The organism is Stutzerimonas chloritidismutans AW-1 (genome assembly GCF_000495915.1).
In the GTDB taxonomy this organism is placed as follows: domain Bacteria; phylum Pseudomonadota; class Gammaproteobacteria; order Pseudomonadales; family Pseudomonadaceae; genus Stutzerimonas; species Stutzerimonas chloritidismutans.
This window is the reverse complement of record NZ_AOFQ01000042.1, coordinates 1-15,439: the sequence shown is the minus strand read 5'-3', so window position 1 is coordinate 15,439 and position 15,439 is coordinate 1. Positions and strand designations below refer to the sequence as shown.

The window sequence follows — 15,439 nt, the reverse complement described above, 5'->3', positions numbered from 1 at the left end:
TGCCAGAGCTTTCGCGTAGCTGAATGCTACGGCCCCGACACCCGCGGACGCGTTTTGCGGGCAAAAAAAAAGCGGCCTCAAGGGCCGCTCGGTCAACCATCCGGTTGGAATACACACTTGTCCGATCACGCAGATAGACGCCGCCATTCTGTGCAGCCCGCGCCGCGGCCGAAACTGCACATTGGTCTAACAGACCATTGGCGGGCTTGCCTCAGGGCGCAGAGTTGGCTGCGCGCGCGGCCTCGATCAGGTCCTTGCCGATATCGGCTTCGAACTTCTTCCACGCCGGCTGCACCGCGTCGCGCCACTTGGCGCGTTGCTCGTCGGTCAGCACCAGAATCTCGCTCTTGCCCGAGTCGATGACGCCCTGCTTGGCCTTCTCGTTCAGCGCTTCGGCCTGGCGATTCACCTCTGCGGTGACCTCATCGATGATCGTCTCCAGCTCGCCGCGCACATCCGCCGGCAGGCCGTTCCAGAACTTGGTATTGGTGATTAAGAGGTAGTTGCCGATGCCGTGCCCGGATTCGGTGATGTACTTCTGCACCTCGTGGTACTTCTGGCTGTAGATGTTCGACCAGGGGTTGTCCTGGGCATTGACCACGCCGGTCTGCAGGCCCTGGTAGATCTCGGCGAAGGCCATCTTGCGCGGCACCGCCCGCAGCGCGGTGTACTGCGCCGCCTGCAGGTCCGACGGCTGTACCCGGAATTTCAGCCCGCGGGCGTCGGCCGGCTCGCGCAGCGGCTTGTTGGCGGTGAAGTGGCGCATGCCGTTGAGCCAGTAGGCCAGGCCGGTGATGCCCTTGTCCTCCATCGACTTGAGCATGGCGCGGCCCTTGTCCGACTGCTGGAAGCGCTGCGCCGCGGCCATGTCGTCGAACAGGAACATCAGGTCGAACAGCTGCAGCTGCTTGGTGTACTGCTCGAGCTTCGACGGTGCCGGCGCGAGCAGCTGCACCTCGTTCATCAGCAGCGCTTCCATCTCCTTGCCGTCGCCATACAGCGAGGAGTTGGCGAAAACCTGCACTTCTACCTGGCCGGGCAGGCGCTCTTCCACGAGCTTCTTGAACATCAGCGCGCCCTGGCCCTTCGGCGTGCTGTCGGCGGTGATATGGGAGAACTTGATCAGGATCGGATCGGCCTGGGCGCCAAGGACGGTAAACAGCGCCGAAGCGGCGAGCAGACGGGTGATGCCACGGGTGAGTCGTGCCATGGGGGTGAGCTCCGTTTTGTAGTTGTGTGAGCCATATCGCTGGCCGGACTCTACCCCGGCACCGCCACGCGCTGAATTGCTATTTGGCCAAGCGCGACTTCGCGTTTGGCGAAGGCCGCGCCGCAATCGTGCCGCCGAACGGCTTCGTTCAGGCCTGGCCTTCGCGAAGCGTGAGGTGCTCGAGCATCTGCCTCGCAGTCACCGACAGGCTTTCCAGATTGCGCACGCCGAGCTTCAGCTCGCGTCGCGCCCAGGCGTCGCTCAGCGACACGATGGCCACGTCCAGCGCCGGCAGGTAGTTGCGCACCACCTGCTCGGGCAGCACGCCGATGCCCATGCCGGTGTGGATCATCCGGCAGATCGCCTCGAAGCTGCGTACCTGGATGCGCAGACGCAGCGGCGTACCCATCTGTTGCGCCGATTGCTGCAGCAGCGCGTGCAGCGAGGCGTCCTGTTGCAGGCCGATGAAGTCGAAGCCAGCGGCATCACGCAGGGCGATTTCTGAACGTTCAGCCAGCGCATGCTCGCGCGGCGTGACCAGCACCAGCCGGTCCTCGCGATAGGGAAACACCTGCAGGTCCTCGGCCGGCATATGCCCGGCGAAGATGCCGATATCGGTCAGCCCTTCGCGCAGCGCACGCAGGGTGTCGCTGCTGACGCGCTCCTCCAGGTCGATCTTCACCTCCGGGTGCTGGCGGGTGAAAGTACTCAGGTCCTCGGGGAGAAACTCGATGACCGCCGAGGTATTGGCGTGGATGCGGACATGGCCCTTCACGCCCTGGCTGAACTCGCTCAAGTCGGCGTCCAGCTGTTGCAGGTTGTCCAGCAGGTTGCGCGCGTGGTGCAGCAGCGCGTGGCCGGCCGGCGTCAACTCGACACCCTTGGGCTGGCGATAGAGCAGGCTGACGCCGAGCTGCCCTTCCAGATCGCTGACACGCTTGCTCACCGCCGCCAGCGCCAGATGCTCGCGCTCAGCAGCGCGGGTCAGACTGCGGGTCTCGGCGATGGCGAACGAACAGCCGAAGGGTGACGAAATCGATGCGGCGCATAGTGGAACCCCGTATTCGCGGTAGACGAAGCATGCGCTGCTCAAGCCGTGCTTTTCAAAGCTCCTTTCGTCTTAGCCTTCGTGATGCACGAAACCTCACTTGGCCAACGGCCAATTGTCCGCTGCCGATGCGTCGGTCATGCTCGGCACCATGAATCAACCGGCACAGGTGTCGTGATGAGCGAACAGACAGACAAGAACCTGCCGCTGCAGGGCCTCAAGGTGATCGAGATGGGCCAGCTGATCGCCGGCCCCTTCGCCAGCAAGCTGCTCGGCGAATTCGGCGCCGACGTGATCAAGATCGAGCCGCCCAAGGTCGGCGACCCGTTGCGCAAGTGGCGCAAGCTCAAGGACGGCACCTCGCTCTGGTGGCATGTGCAGTCGCGCAACAAGCGCTCGGTGACGCTGGATCTCAAGGCCGCGGAAGGCCAGGAAATCGTTCGCCAGCTGGTCGCCGAAGCCGACATCCTGGTGGAGAACTTCCGCCCCGGCACGCTGGAAGAATGGGGCTTGGGCTGGGATGAGCTGTCGAAGCTGAACCCTCGGCTGATCATGCTGCGCATTTCCGGCTACGGCCAGACCGGCCCCTATCGCGACCTGCCGGGCTTCGGCGTGATCGGCGAAGCCATGGGCGGCCTGCGCCACCTTTCCGGCTATCCGGGCCAGCCGCCGGTGCGGGTTGGCGTCAGCATCGGCGATTCGCTGTCCTCGCTGTATGGCGTGATCGGTGTACTGCTCGCCCTGCAGGAGCGCAACCGCAGCGGCCAGGGCCAGGAGATCGACGTGGCGCTGTACGAGTCGGTGTTCGCCATGATGGAAAGCCTGGTGCCCGAATACGACGCCTTCGGCTACGTACGCGAGCCGGCCGGCAGCGCCCTGCCCGGCATCACCCCGTCCAATTCCTATTTGTGCAACGACGGCGCCTACGTGCTGATCGCCGGCAATGGCGACAGCATCTACAAGCGCCTGATGAACCTAATGGGCCGCCAGGACCTTGCCGATGACCCGCGCTTCGCCCACAACGATGGCCGTGCCCAGCACGCCGAGCTGATCGATGCCGCCATTGGCGAATGGACCATCCAGCACAGCCGCGACGAGGTGATCGAAGCGCTCAAGGGCGCCCGCGTGCCGGCTGGCTATCCCTACACCGCCGCCGATATCGTCAAGGACCCGCACTACCTGGCGCGGCAGATGATCGAGCAGGTGCAGACCTTTGCCGGCCCGCTCAAGGTACCGGGCGTGCTTCCCAAGCTGTCGCGCACGCCAGGGCGCATCGGCGAAGGCGGCCCGCAACTGGGCGAGCACACCGACGACGTGCTGGCCGGCCTCGGTCTCACCGATGAACAACGCCAGGGCCTGCGCGAGCGCGGGATCATCTGACACTGCCCGTAGGGTGGAAGACGCTTTTTTTCATCCACCGCGACATTCCCGAAACGGTGGATGGGTGGAGCGTCATCCACCCTACGACTACAGCTCTACGTAGGGTGGACAACGCGAAGCTTGTCCACCAGCCAGCAAGCCACAACGGTGGATGGGTAAAGCGTCATCCACCCTACGCCCCAGGATTCACTGATGAACAAACGCCTGTATATCCAGGAAGTCGCCACCCGCGACGGCTTTCAGATCGAAGCGAACTTCGTGCCGACCGAAGCCAAGATCGCCCTGATCGACCGCCTCTCGCAAACCGGACTGGCGAAGATCGAGGTCACCTCCTTCACCTCGCCCAAGGCCATCCCCAATCTGCGCGACGCCGAGGACGTGATGCGCGGCATCCGCCGTGTGGAGGGCGTCGAGTACACCGTGCTGGTGCCCAACGTAAAGGGCTGCGAGCGCGCGCTGGCCTGCGAAGTGGACGAGATCAACCTGGTGATGTCGGCCAGCGACACCCATGGCCTGGCCAACCTGCGCATGACGCCCGAACAGTCGCTGGTGCAGTTCCGCGAAATCATCGAAGTCACTCGCGGCAGTGGCGTGTTCATCAACGCCTCGCTATCGACCACCTTCGGCTGCCCCTTCGAGGGCGACGTGCCCGAGCGGCGCGTCTATGAGCTGGTGCAACGCCTGCTGGAGATCGGCGTGCAGGGCATCACCCTCTGCGACACCACCGGCATGGCCGACCCGGCGCAGGTCGAGCGTATCTGCCGCGAAGTGCTGAACAGCTGGCCACAGGCAGTATTCACCGCACACTTCCACAACACCCGCGGCATGGGCCTGGCCAACGCGCTGGCAGCGCTGAACGCCGGCATCGACCGCTTCGACGCCTCTCTCGGCGGACTCGGCGGCTGCCCTTACGCGCCCGGCGCCAGCGGCAACATTTGCACAGAAGATCTCGTGCATATGTTCCAGCGCATGGGCCTAGACACCGGCGTCGATCTTGACCGCCTGCTGCAATGCGCCGCCGACCTGCCCCAACTGGTCGGCCACGACGTGCCGGGCGCCGTGCTCAAGGCCGGCAAGGCAGATCGCCGTTACCCGAAGCCGAAGTGGATGCAGGAAGCGGGCGGTTGACCGCGTGCGGAGCGGCTGCTGGAAGGTGTGGCGCCCGATGAGCGGTGATTCAGCGGTAACTGGCACAGCACAAAACCCGTCTGGCGGCGGGTTAGCAATGAGATGGTGAAGCGAGACTATCGGAACCGGCGAGCCCTGCAGCGGAGCAAGGTCGATAACAATTATGATCTTCACGATCGCTTGATCGCTTGGTCTCCGCTGCGGGAACTACAGAATGGCCAGGGCAATGCCCAGAACAGGCCGGATATACGAATGCAACCGCGCTGACGACAGGATCGAAAAAGCTATTCCTCACTGCTTGTGGGGAGAGTCCATATACGCATTGTTAGAAGCCATATACGAAGGCTGCAAGTAAATCACCAAATGCATTTGTGAGTGTACCAATTGCGGTAACAATTATGCCTAATACTATGTTGTTTCTAATTTTCCGCTCTTCAGGCGTAGTAATTATTAACGTGCCGTCAGTGTGGAGATCAGCAGGGCGACCGGCTCCGGACTGTTATTTATAGATTCCATTTGAGAACAGCGGGGACATTGTAAATAGCAGGCCCACCACTATTACTATGACCCCAAATCTATTGATCCATGACCAGTCTTTATGGATGACAGAAGTTAATATGCCTGCACCAATGACAACTAGAGAAATAACAATCAAGAAAATTCGTGATGCGAGCGGCTTTACTAAAGGATCGAGTAAATGGTTGTCGGGATTTCGATTTTTAGCGAACACAGAGCAATCCTTTGGCTTCTAACGATTAAGCTAAGGGGCGGGCTTTAGCCCTCCCCAGTGAGCGAAGCGAACGATTTGAGCGTCTTGTTAGCCGCTCACCATAGAATACTTTCAACTTCATCGTATTTATTCGCAATTTTTAAGTATACTTCAGCCCAGCCACTGCTCATGCTAACCTCTTGCAGCGGGCCAGTTAGAGCAAACAGTACTGATATTTTTTCTTGTTCAGGTAAAACGCCATTTTTGACTGAACCTATTAAACCAAGTATCTCTTGCTTGCTTATTCTCCACTCCCCCAATATGACCAACAGAAATCGTTATCCGGGAGCGACACGAGCTTAATAGCTGATTCAAGAATATGAATGAGGCTACCCATTGGATTGTTTCTATCAATCCCCTCATTTATTAACTGTTTGGCACGGTCTAGTTTCATGTTGTGGCTAACGTTTGGTTAAGGAAGGTCTGAAGTAGCCCTGTATTTCCGGTCGACTTCAGCCCTCGCTGCTTTTGAAAGCGGGCCGTCGATCAAAATCGACCAGGTAACCCGCTCAGTTCTCCGTTTTTGGCCGCCGCGAGCACCTCGCAGCAGCCATTTTCCGCATTACAGGCGTACCTCTCCTGCGGTAGTCAGCAAATGTCGGCGCGCCATCCATAGGTTTGACAGCGCGAACAGCGTCACCAGCTGAGCGGTGTTCTTGGCCAGGCCACGGAAGCGCACCTTCACGTAACCGAACTGGCGCTTGATCACTCGAAACGGGTGCTCGACCTTCGCTCGCACTTGTGCCTTGGCCTTCTCGATCTTGCGCTTGGCTTTGTACAGGGCGCTGCGTTTATCGAGCTTCTTGTAGGTGCTGCGGCGTGCTGCGACCTGCCAGATCACTTCGCGGCCAGCATGTTCGGGGCGCTTTTCGACGCCGGTGTAGCCGGCATCGGCGCAGACGACGTTCTCTTCACCATGCAGTAGTTTGTCGACCTGGGTGACATCCGCCACGTTTGCCGCCGTGCCGACCACGCTGTGCACCAGCCCCGACTCGTCATCCACACCGATGTGGGCCTTCATGCCGAAGTAGTACTGGTTGCCCTTCTTGGTCTGGTGCATCTCCGGATCGCGCTTGCTGTCCTGGTTCTTGGTCGAGCTGGGCGCGTGGATCAGTGTGGCATCGACGATAGTGCCCTGGCGCAGCGACAGGCCGCGATCCCCCAGGTAGCCATTGATTACGCCGAGGATGCCGGCTGCCAGCTCATGTTTCTCCAGCAAGCGACGGAAGTTGAGGATGGTGGTTTCGTCGGGAATGCGCTCCAGGCTCAGCCCGGCGAACTGACGCAGGATGGTCGTCTCGTAGAGCGCTTCTTCCATGGCCGGGTCGCTGTAGCCGAACCAGTTCTGCATCAGATGGATACGTAACATGGCCATCAGCGGATAGGCTGGACGACCACCTTCACCCTTTGGGTAGTGTGGCTCGATCAGGGCAATCAATCCCTTCCACGGCACCACCTGATCCATCTCGATCAGGAACAATTCCTTACGGGTCTGCTTGCGCTTGCCGGCGTACTCGGCGTCGGCGAAGGTCATCTGCTTCATGGAAAAACTCGGCTGGCGGGATCGGCGTATTTCACCAGATTCGGGAAGTCTTTTTCAGACCATCCTTAAGGGGCGGGCTTTAGCCCGCCCAGTGAGCGAAGCGAACGGTTTGAACCGCTTGTTAGGCGCGACGCAGAGCTTCAGTGAACTCATGCTCGCCTTCGGCGCCCCACCACGGAGCGACAAGCGTACCACCTAGCCCGCATAGCTCTTTCAACAGTATGAGCAGAGCGTTGACCTCGGATGCTCCCCATGCACTGCCCATTCGGTAGTCGATGTTCAAGCTAGAGGGCATGACGAGAACTCCTAAATCGGGAAGCGTGCAGTTTGCAATGGTTATGCCTGCTAGCACTACATGGAATGGTTCTGCTGACTCACAAACAACTAATGCTGCATCACCGGCACCTGTGAATGGTTTCTCTTTTTGCGAAGATTTGATCCAAAGGTAGCCTCCGCCGGCCGTTACATTCCGGGCACTATTTGCGAAGAGAAATTCGAAAGCTTTGGATACTTTATTTGGATTCGAATACCGCACTTCCAACTCTGGAAGAGAGCCGTCATCGGTAACAAAGTATCGGAGCAGTTTCATACAACGCCTAACTATAATTAGACACCACGTGGTGTATAAGACGCCGAACGGGCTTGGTGTATAACATTCCGTTCGCCTTTCTCTCCGAGCCCCTAGCTCGGGCCTCTCAGGATACCGGGGGTTTATACACCAGCTCCGGAAAGCATGAAATTGATGTCATCATCAAACATTGCCTCGCCTGCGACCTTCCGCACACGCTCCACCATTGCCGTGTCGATAAGGCTTCGCGATTCCATACCGTGTAGGGCCGCAACAGAAACTGGCAAGCACATGCGGCAGGCCTAGCAGAGCCCTAGAAAAACCAACCACTGCAGGTCGGAAAACAGTTAGGTCTCGCCGCCCGTAGCATGTAGCAACGGGCTCAATCCCCCTGACAGAACTGCAGAATCGCCTCGGCCACCGCCTGCGGCGCTTCACGCTGGGGGAAGTGGCCGACGCCTGACAATAGCTGTCGGTGGTATGGGCCGCTGAACAAGGCCTCGCGGCCCGCCGAGGTTTCCGGTGCGTTGCAGGTATCGGCTTCGCCGTGCAGCACCAGCGTCGGCACGGCGAGCACCGGGGCCGGTTGCAGCAGCGCCTCGGCCGATGCATAGGCAGGATCGCCGTCGACGAAGCCCCAGCGGTGGCGATAGGAATGCAGTACCACGGCAGCCCAGTCCGGATTATCGAAAGCTTCCAGGGCCTGGATGAAATCCGCCTCGCTGTACCAGCCGGCCGGTGACCAGGTATCCCACAGCAGCCGCGTGAAGGCCGCGCGATCCTCGGTTACCGTCTGCTCGCCGCGCGAGGTGGCCATGTACCAGTGGTACCAGTAGTTGCGCGCCTGGCTCAGCGAGATGTGCTGGTTCGGGTCATTGGTGCCATAGCCCACCGCGAGCATTACCAGCCGTGCGGCGGCGTGATGGCGCAGCCCGCAGGCATTGGCCACCGCCCGCGCGCCCCAGTCGTGGCCGACCAGCACCGGCTGGTCGAGGCGCAGCGCATCGATGAAATCCAGCAGATCGCGGCCCAATGCGGCCAGCTGGCCGCTGCGCGGGGTCAGTGGGTCGATAAAGCGCGTCTGCCCGAAACCACGCAGCGTCGGGCAGAGCACCCGGTAGCCGGCAGAGGCCAGGCGCTCGGCGACCTCGGTCCAGCTCTCGGCACAGTCCGGCCAGCCATGCACGAGCACGGCGACCTGTTGGCCACGGGGATTCCATTCGAGATAAGCGATATCCAGCACCGGCGTGCTGACAAAAGCATAGCGACTCATGCCGGCGTCTCCTTACGTTGGTCGAGCGGCCAGCATAAGCGTTCGTCTGGGTAAAAAAAGCAGGCCCGTCTCATCTGGGCGGGCGCCGCATGGTTGACCGATAAGAACCTGGGCGGGAGCACACTGCGCCCCGCCCAGGCGGGTGGCTTGGTGTCAGGAGCGGTTGGCTGCCTGGGCCGCCTCGATCAGCTCGACGCCGATCTCGCTCTCGAACTTCTTCCACACCGGTTTCATCGCCTCGCGCCACATCGCGCGTTGCTCGGGGGTCAGCTCGATGATCTCGGTCTTGCCGGAGGCGGCGATGGTCTGGCGCGCCTTCTGATTGAGTTCGTCCGCCTGGCGGTTAACCTCGACGGTGACCTCGGCCATGATCGCTTCCAGCTCGCTGCGCACATCATCCGGCAAGCCTTTCCAGAACCTGGTGTTGGTGATCACCATGTAGTCGATCAGGCCGTGATCGGAGGCGGTCATGTAGGGCTGTACCTCATGGACCTTCTGGCTTTCGTAGTTCGACCAGGTGTTCTCGGTGCCATTGACCACACCGGTCTGCAGGCCCTGGTAGACCTCGGCGAAGCTCATCTTGCGCGGGTTGGCACGCACCACCTTGAACTGCTCGTCGAGCACCGCGGAGGCCTGCACGCGGAACTTCAGGCCGCGCGCGTCCTTGGGTTCGCGCAGCGGCTTGTTGGCCGAGAGCTGCTTGGTGCCGTTGTGCCAATAGGCCAGGCCGGTGATGTTCTTGTCCTCCATCGCGGTCAGCAGCGCCCGGCCCTGCGGGCTGCTCTGGAAGCGGTCGGCAGCGGCCAGATCGTCGAACAGGAATGGCAGATCGAAGATCTGGATGGCCTTGGCGTAATGCTCGAACTTGGCCAGCGACGGCGCCAGCATGTGCACATCACCGAGCAGCAGGGCCTCCATTTCCTTGCCGTCGCCGAACAGCGAGGAGTTCGGGTAGACCTCGACCTTCACCTTGCCCGGCAGGCGTTCCTCGGCGAGTTTCTTGAACAGCAGGGCGCCCTGCCCCTTCGGCGTGTTGTCCGCCACTACATGGGCGAACTTGATGGTCACGGGATCGGCATGTACCAGCCCGGCGACGGTGAAAGAAAGCGCGCAGGCGAGTGCCTTGAGCTTGTTACTCAGCATGGAAGTACCCTCTTGTTTTTGTCTATTGGTACGTTTCGCGGGCAAGCGTTGCGGTCAGGGCACCGCTTGCCCGGCACGTTGCAGCAGGCGACGAGCACGGCCGATGACGGGGGCGTCGACCATCTGTCCGTCCACCACGAAAACCCCATCGCCGGAAGCTCCGGCGGCGAGGATGCGTTGCGCCCAGTCCAGTTCCGCGGCACTGGGCATCAGGGTTTCGTGCACCACGGCCACCTGGCTCGGGTGGATGCACAGCAGGCCGCCAAAGCCCATGTCACGCGCATCGGCAGCGGCACGGGCGAGGCCTTCTAGGTTCTTGATGTCGGGAAAGACGCTGTCCAGCGGTGCTGCCAGTCCGGCCAATCGCGACTGCAGCAGCAGCGCATAGCGCGCCTGGTCGAGCATGCGCTCGGCGCCGGCGGTGCCATTGTCCAGGCCGAGATCGAGGCCCAGGTCCAGCGCACCGAAGGACAGCCGCTCGACACCCTGGGCGTGGGCAATTTCCGCCAGGTTGGCCAGCCCGCGAGCACTTTCGACGATTGGCCAGACCGGCTTGCCGCAGCTGGCCGCCAGCGCTACCTGCACCGCGCTTTCGACCTTCGGCAGCAGCACGCCGGCGACTCCCGCATGACGGGCGCAGAGCGCCAGGTCCGCGGCCTGCTCGGCATGGGTTGGCGCGTTGATGCGCACCAGCAGGCGCGCCTCCGGGTTGGCAGCGAGGAAGGCACCAAGATTGCCCCTCGCCTCTGCCTTAAGGTTCTCCGCGACCGCATCCTCAAGGTCGACGATGACCGCGTCGGCGCCCGTCGCCAGCGCCTTGGGAATGCGTTCCGGACGGGTCGCAGGGACAAACAGCGCGCTACGGATGATCGATGAGTTCATGGGCTGGCTCCTCGGCGTGCTCATACCGCGCCCTGCTCGTGCAGGCGCTGGATATCTACAGGGGCGTAGCCCAGTTCGGTCAGCAGGCTATCGGTGTGCTGGCCCAGCGCGGGGATCGGGTCCATGCGCGGGGCGAAGGCACTGTTGCGTCCCGGCGGCAGCAGAGCGGGCAAGCGACCGGACGGACTGTCCACCTCACTCCAGCGCTGGCGGGCCTCCAGCTGCGGATGCGCCCAGACACCAGCCATGTCGTTGACGTGGGCATTGGCGATGGGCGCGGCATCCAGCCGGGTGATCACGTCCTCGGCGCTCAGGTGGCTGAACGCCTCGACGATGAGCGCACGCAACTCGGCGCGATGCTCCGAACGCCGGGCATTGCTCGAGAAGCGTTCGTCCTGCGCCAGCTCCGGCTGCAGCAGGACCTTGTCGCAAAACGCCAGCCACTCACGCTCGTTCTGCAGGCCGAGCATCACCGTGCCGCCGTCGCCGGTGGGGAATGGGCCGTAGGGGTAGATGGTGGCGTGGGCGGCGCCGGCACGCGGTGGCGGCGTCGCGCCCTTGTAGGCGTAGTACAACGGGTAGCCCATCCACTCCACCAGACTTTCGAGCATGGAAACGTCGACGCGGCTGCCCTCGCCCGTCTTGTCGCGCAGCATCAGCGCGGAAAGCACGCCGGTGTAGGCGTACATGCCCGCGGCGATATCGGCGATGGAGCAGCCGGCCTTGGCCATCTCGGTCTCACCCGGCCCACCGGTGACGGAGAGAAAGCCGCCCTCGCTCTGGATCAGCAGGTCGTAGGCCTTCTTCTGCTCGTAGGGGCCGCCTTCGCCGTAGCCGGAGATATCGCAGACGATCAACCGCGGAAAACGCTCGTGCAGCGCCTCGAACGACAGCCCCATACGCGCCGAGGCGCCGGGCGCGAGGTTCTGCACCAGCACGTCGGCACCCGCCAGCAGCTGGTCGAGCACCTGCGCGGCGGCATCCTGCTTCACGTCCAGGGTCAGGCTCTCCTTGGAGCGGTTGGTCCAGACGAAATGCGAGGCCAGGCCATCGACCCGCTCGTCATAACCGCGGGCGAAATCGCCGGCACCGGGCCGCTCGATCTTGATCACCCGCGCGCCGAGATCGGCCAGCTGGCGCGTGCAGAACGGCGCGGCGATGGCGTGCTCGAGGCTGACCACGGTGATGCCATCGAGTGGGCGGGGTTTGACTTGGCTGTCGTTCATGTTCGGTTCCTGCAAATTCGGCGTTGGGTGGAAATCGCCGAAGCCATTTCCACGCGTTTGTTCCAGCCCCTGGGGCTCTGGCGCCACATTGGTGGATAAGGCTTCGCCGTCATCCACCCTACGTTCAGGCCAGTGCGTCCAGCCGCTCCAGCTCGCGCAAACGCCAGACCGTGTCGATCAATTCGCCCGCCTCGTCATCACTACGCGCCGCGGAGAACTGCAACAGGCGGCGGAATTTGTCTTCCAGCTCGGCGCGGCTCAGCGTGTTGCCCGGATCGCCCTTGGGCTCGTCGATGGCGCCGTGCAGCGTGCGGCCATCGGCGGTGGTCACTTCGACGCGACCGAGCCAGCGCGCCGGGTAGGCGCCGTCGACCTCAGGATCAAGGGTCATCGAGACCTTCTTGCAAAATGCGCCCACGCGCGGGTCACTGAGCGCATGGCTGTGGAATTCGGTCAGCCCAGCCTTGCCGTACAGCGCGATCAGCCCCAGCACGGTGCCCATGGAGAACTTCGCCTGATGCACCGACTGCGGCACCGTCACACGGCCAAGCACGTCGATCGCGCCCTGGTGCACGCGGGTGGTGACCGAGGCGATGTCATCGGCCCCGAGCCCTTCGTGCTGCATCAGCGCCAGCAGCGCATCGGCGGCCGGATGGGTATGCCGGCAGGAGGCGTGAAATTTGAAGGATGTCTCGGCAAGCGCCCAGCGGCTGCCGAGCCGGTCGGACAGCGCACCCGGATTGGCATCGCTCGACATTCCGGCCGCCATGCCCTGCTCGCCTTCGAGGATGTTCTGTGCGCCGGTCAGGCCATCGGCGGTCAGGTAGGCGGCGAGCAGGCCATCGGCGGCGGCCTTGGCCGTGTGCAGCTGCTTGGAGTCGGCCGCGTCACGAAGAAACTCCCACAGCCCCGCGGCCTGGGTGCCGGCGCTGCCGAGCAGGTGGGTGAACTGCTGCTGGTCGAAATCCATCAGCTTGCCGACGGCCACCGCCGCGGCCAGGGTGCCGACCGTCGCCGTGGTGTGGAAGATGCGGTAATGCGAGCGGCCGAGGAATTCGCCGATGCGGATGCCCGCCTCGTAGCCGGCCACCGAGGCCACCAGCAGCTCGCGGCCGGACTTGCCCAGATCCTGCGCCGCTGCCAGCGCAGCGGGAAACACCACCGTGGCCGGGTGCAGCACGGAGCTGTTGTGCAGATCATCCTGCTCCACCAGGTGCGAGCTGGCGGCGTTCACCAGCGCGGCGAAATAGGCGGAGCTGCTCTGGCCGTTGACCAGAATGCGCGCCGGTCCGTCGGCCGGGCCCATCCTCTGCGCGTAACGCTCGAACAGCGGAATCGGATGCGAGCCTGCGCTGGCCAGGGCCGAGCCGAGCCAGTCGAGAAAGAGGTCTTCGGTGCGGGCCAGCACCGGCTCGGGGATCTGCTCATAGGTGAGCCCGGCAAGGAATTCGGTCAGGGCACGGGTGTGCTGGCTCATGCGTTGAGCTCCAGCGGATGCTCTAACGGATTGGACAGTTCGATGAGGTTGTGGTCGGGGTCGCGCAGGTACACCGAGAGGATCGGTCCGGTCGCGCCGGTGCGCTGCACAGGACCTTCGACGATAGCGACGCCCTGCGCTTCTAGGTGCGCAATGACTCGATCCAATGGCGTGGCGACGATAAAGCAGAGGTCCGCCGAACCGGGCGTCGGCCGCTCAGCCTTGGGCTCGAATTCACGCCCGGCCTGGTGCAGGTTGATCTTCTGGTTGCCGAAGGTCAGCGCCTTGCGCCCTTCGCCGAAGGTCACCAGCTGCATGCCGAGCACGCGGGTGTAGAAGTCCACCGTCTTTTCGATATCGGCGACGGTGAGGACCAGATGGTCGATGTGGTCGATCGGCATGTGTGCCTCCTATTGACGCCGACGTCTCCAAAGCGCGCGTGGATGTGCTTCGCGACATCCACCCTACGAACCTGCCGCCGTAGGGTGGAAAACGGTGAAGCCTTTTCCACGCAGTGGCCCGAACCCGCGCGGATGTAGCGTGGCATCGGCTGCCGGTTAAAAGGATCTCGGCAGCTCGAGCAAGTGCTCGGCCACGTACGACAGGATCAGGTTGGTGGAGATCGGCGCGACCTGGTACAGGCGCGTCTCGCGAAACTTGCGCTCGACGTCGTATTCGTTGGCGAAGCCGAAGCCGCCGTGGGTCTGCAGGCAGGCGTTGGCGGCTTCCCAGCTGGCCTTGGCCGCCAGGTATTTGGCCATGTTGGCCGCGGCTCCGGCGTTGCGGCCGCTGTCGTACTCCTCGCAGGCGCGCCAGCGCATCAGGTCAGCCGCTTCCAGCTCGATATGCGCTTCGGCGATGGGGAACTGCACCCCCTGGTTCTGCCCGATAGGCCGGCCGAACACCACGCGGTCGCGGGCATAGGCGGCGGACTTCTCGACAAACCAGCGGCCGTCCCCGATGCACTCGGCGGCGATCAGCGTGCGTTCGGCATTCAGCCCATCGAGGATGTAACGAAAGCCCTTGCCCTCCTCGCCAATCAGGCTGCTGGCGGGGATTTCCAGATTGTCGAAGAACAGCTCGTTGGTTTCGTGGTTGACCATGTTGGCGATGGGTTGCACGCTCAGGCCGTTGCCGACGGCCTCACGCAGGTCGACGAGAAAGATCGACATGCCTTCGGACTTCTTCGTCACCTCGGCCAGTGGCGTAGTGCGTGCCAGCAAGATCATCAGGTCCGAGTGCTGGATGCGCGAAATCCACACCTTCTGGCCATTGATCACGTACTTGTCGCCCTGGCGCACCGCGGTGGTCTTGATCTTGGTGGTGTCGGTGCCGGTGGTGGGTTCGGTCACGCCCATGGACTGCAAGCGCAGCTCGCCGCTGGCCAGCTTCGGCAGGTAGTAGCGCTTCTGCTCCTCGCTGCCGTTTCTGAGCAGGGTGAACATGTTGTACATCTGCCCGTGGATGGTCCCGGAGTTGCCTCCGCAGTGGTTCACTTCCTCGAGAATCACGGAGGCTTCGGCCAGGCCCAGGCCCGAGCCGCCGTACTCTTCCGGGATCATCGCCGATAGCCATCCGGCCTCGGTCATGGCGGTGACGAAGGCTTCCGGGAAGCCCTTCTCCTCGTCGATCCTGCGCCAGTACTCGGCGGGAAATTCGGCACAGAGGGCACGCACGCCTTCGCGGATGGCGTTGAGTTCTTCGGTCTTGTTCGGGTTCATCTCAGTTCCTCAGAAAACGGGCGATGTCGAGTGGCTTGCCTCTCCCCCCCCCCCCCCCCCCCCCCCCCCCC

12 protein-coding genes and 1 pseudogene are annotated in these 15,439 nt (G+C 62.7%); 2 read left to right on the top strand and 11 right to left on the bottom strand.

Going from position 1 to position 15,439, the window contains the following annotated elements; all coding sequences use genetic code 11:
* Nucleotides 1-211 precede the first annotated feature (211 nt).
* Nucleotides 212-1,210 (bottom strand): TRAP transporter substrate-binding protein, encoded by a 999-nt coding sequence (locus F753_RS38390; RefSeq protein ID WP_023445651.1) that lies wholly within the window; start codon nucleotides 1,208-1,210, stop codon nucleotides 212-214.
* 148 nt (nucleotides 1,211-1,358) lie between these two features.
* A pseudogene (locus F753_RS38385) lies at nucleotides 1,359-2,259 on the bottom strand (LysR family transcriptional regulator).
* Between the two features lie 176 nt (nucleotides 2,260-2,435).
* On the opposite strand from F753_RS38385, the gene F753_RS38380 reads away from it, so the two are divergent.
* On the top strand, nucleotides 2,436-3,638 hold the full coding sequence (locus F753_RS38380) for a CaiB/BaiF CoA transferase family protein (protein ID WP_023445650.1): 1,203 nt from the start codon (nucleotides 2,436-2,438) through the stop codon (nucleotides 3,636-3,638).
* Nucleotides 3,639-3,830: 192 nt separating this feature from the next.
* Nucleotides 3,831-4,766: a hydroxymethylglutaryl-CoA lyase gene (locus F753_RS38375; protein WP_023445649.1), complete on the top strand. Its 936-nt coding sequence runs from the start codon at nucleotides 3,831-3,833 to the stop codon at nucleotides 4,764-4,766.
* Nucleotides 4,767-6,097: 1,331 nt separating this feature from the next.
* Here F753_RS38375 and F753_RS38370 read toward each other — a convergent pair.
* From F753_RS38370 to F753_RS38335, 9 genes are all read right to left on the bottom strand, one after another.
* Nucleotides 6,098-7,078 (bottom strand): IS5-like element ISPa16 family transposase, encoded by a 981-nt coding sequence (locus F753_RS38370; RefSeq protein WP_023445617.1) that lies wholly within the window; start codon nucleotides 7,076-7,078, stop codon nucleotides 6,098-6,100.
* Nucleotides 7,079-7,199: 121 nt separating this feature from the next.
* Complete coding sequence (locus F753_RS0125020; protein ID WP_031297803.1) at nucleotides 7,200-7,667, bottom strand: hypothetical protein; 468 nt, start codon at nucleotides 7,665-7,667, stop codon at nucleotides 7,200-7,202.
* A 361-nt stretch (nucleotides 7,668-8,028) separates the two neighbouring features.
* The gene (locus F753_RS38365) at nucleotides 8,029-8,919 is read right to left on the bottom strand and encodes an alpha/beta fold hydrolase (protein WP_023445647.1); all 891 of its coding nucleotides are present in this window, start codon (nucleotides 8,917-8,919) and stop codon (nucleotides 8,029-8,031) included.
* Nucleotides 8,920-9,072: 153 nt separating this feature from the next.
* Complete coding sequence (locus tag F753_RS38360) at nucleotides 9,073-10,062, bottom strand: TRAP transporter substrate-binding protein (RefSeq protein WP_023445646.1); 990 nt, start codon at nucleotides 10,060-10,062, stop codon at nucleotides 9,073-9,075.
* A gap of 54 nt (nucleotides 10,063-10,116) precedes the next feature.
* Nucleotides 10,117-10,944: an HpcH/HpaI aldolase/citrate lyase family protein gene (locus F753_RS38355; protein ID WP_023445645.1), complete on the bottom strand. Its 828-nt coding sequence runs from the start codon at nucleotides 10,942-10,944 to the stop codon at nucleotides 10,117-10,119.
* 20 nt (nucleotides 10,945-10,964) lie between these two features.
* The gene (locus tag F753_RS38350; RefSeq protein WP_023445644.1) at nucleotides 10,965-12,170 is read right to left on the bottom strand and encodes a CaiB/BaiF CoA transferase family protein; all 1,206 of its coding nucleotides are present in this window, start codon (nucleotides 12,168-12,170) and stop codon (nucleotides 10,965-10,967) included.
* 124 nt (nucleotides 12,171-12,294) lie between these two features.
* The gene (locus F753_RS38345; protein ID WP_023445643.1) at nucleotides 12,295-13,647 is read right to left on the bottom strand and encodes an MmgE/PrpD family protein; all 1,353 of its coding nucleotides are present in this window, start codon (nucleotides 13,645-13,647) and stop codon (nucleotides 12,295-12,297) included.
* Nucleotides 13,644-14,048: a VOC family protein gene (locus F753_RS38340; RefSeq protein WP_023445642.1), complete on the bottom strand. Its 405-nt coding sequence runs from the start codon at nucleotides 14,046-14,048 to the stop codon at nucleotides 13,644-13,646. The genes F753_RS38345 and F753_RS38340 overlap by 4 nt, the downstream gene beginning before the upstream one ends.
* A gap of 156 nt (nucleotides 14,049-14,204) precedes the next feature.
* The gene (locus tag F753_RS38335) at nucleotides 14,205-15,368 is read right to left on the bottom strand and encodes an acyl-CoA dehydrogenase family protein (RefSeq protein ID WP_023445641.1); all 1,164 of its coding nucleotides are present in this window, start codon (nucleotides 15,366-15,368) and stop codon (nucleotides 14,205-14,207) included.
* Nucleotides 15,369-15,439 lie beyond the last annotated feature (71 nt).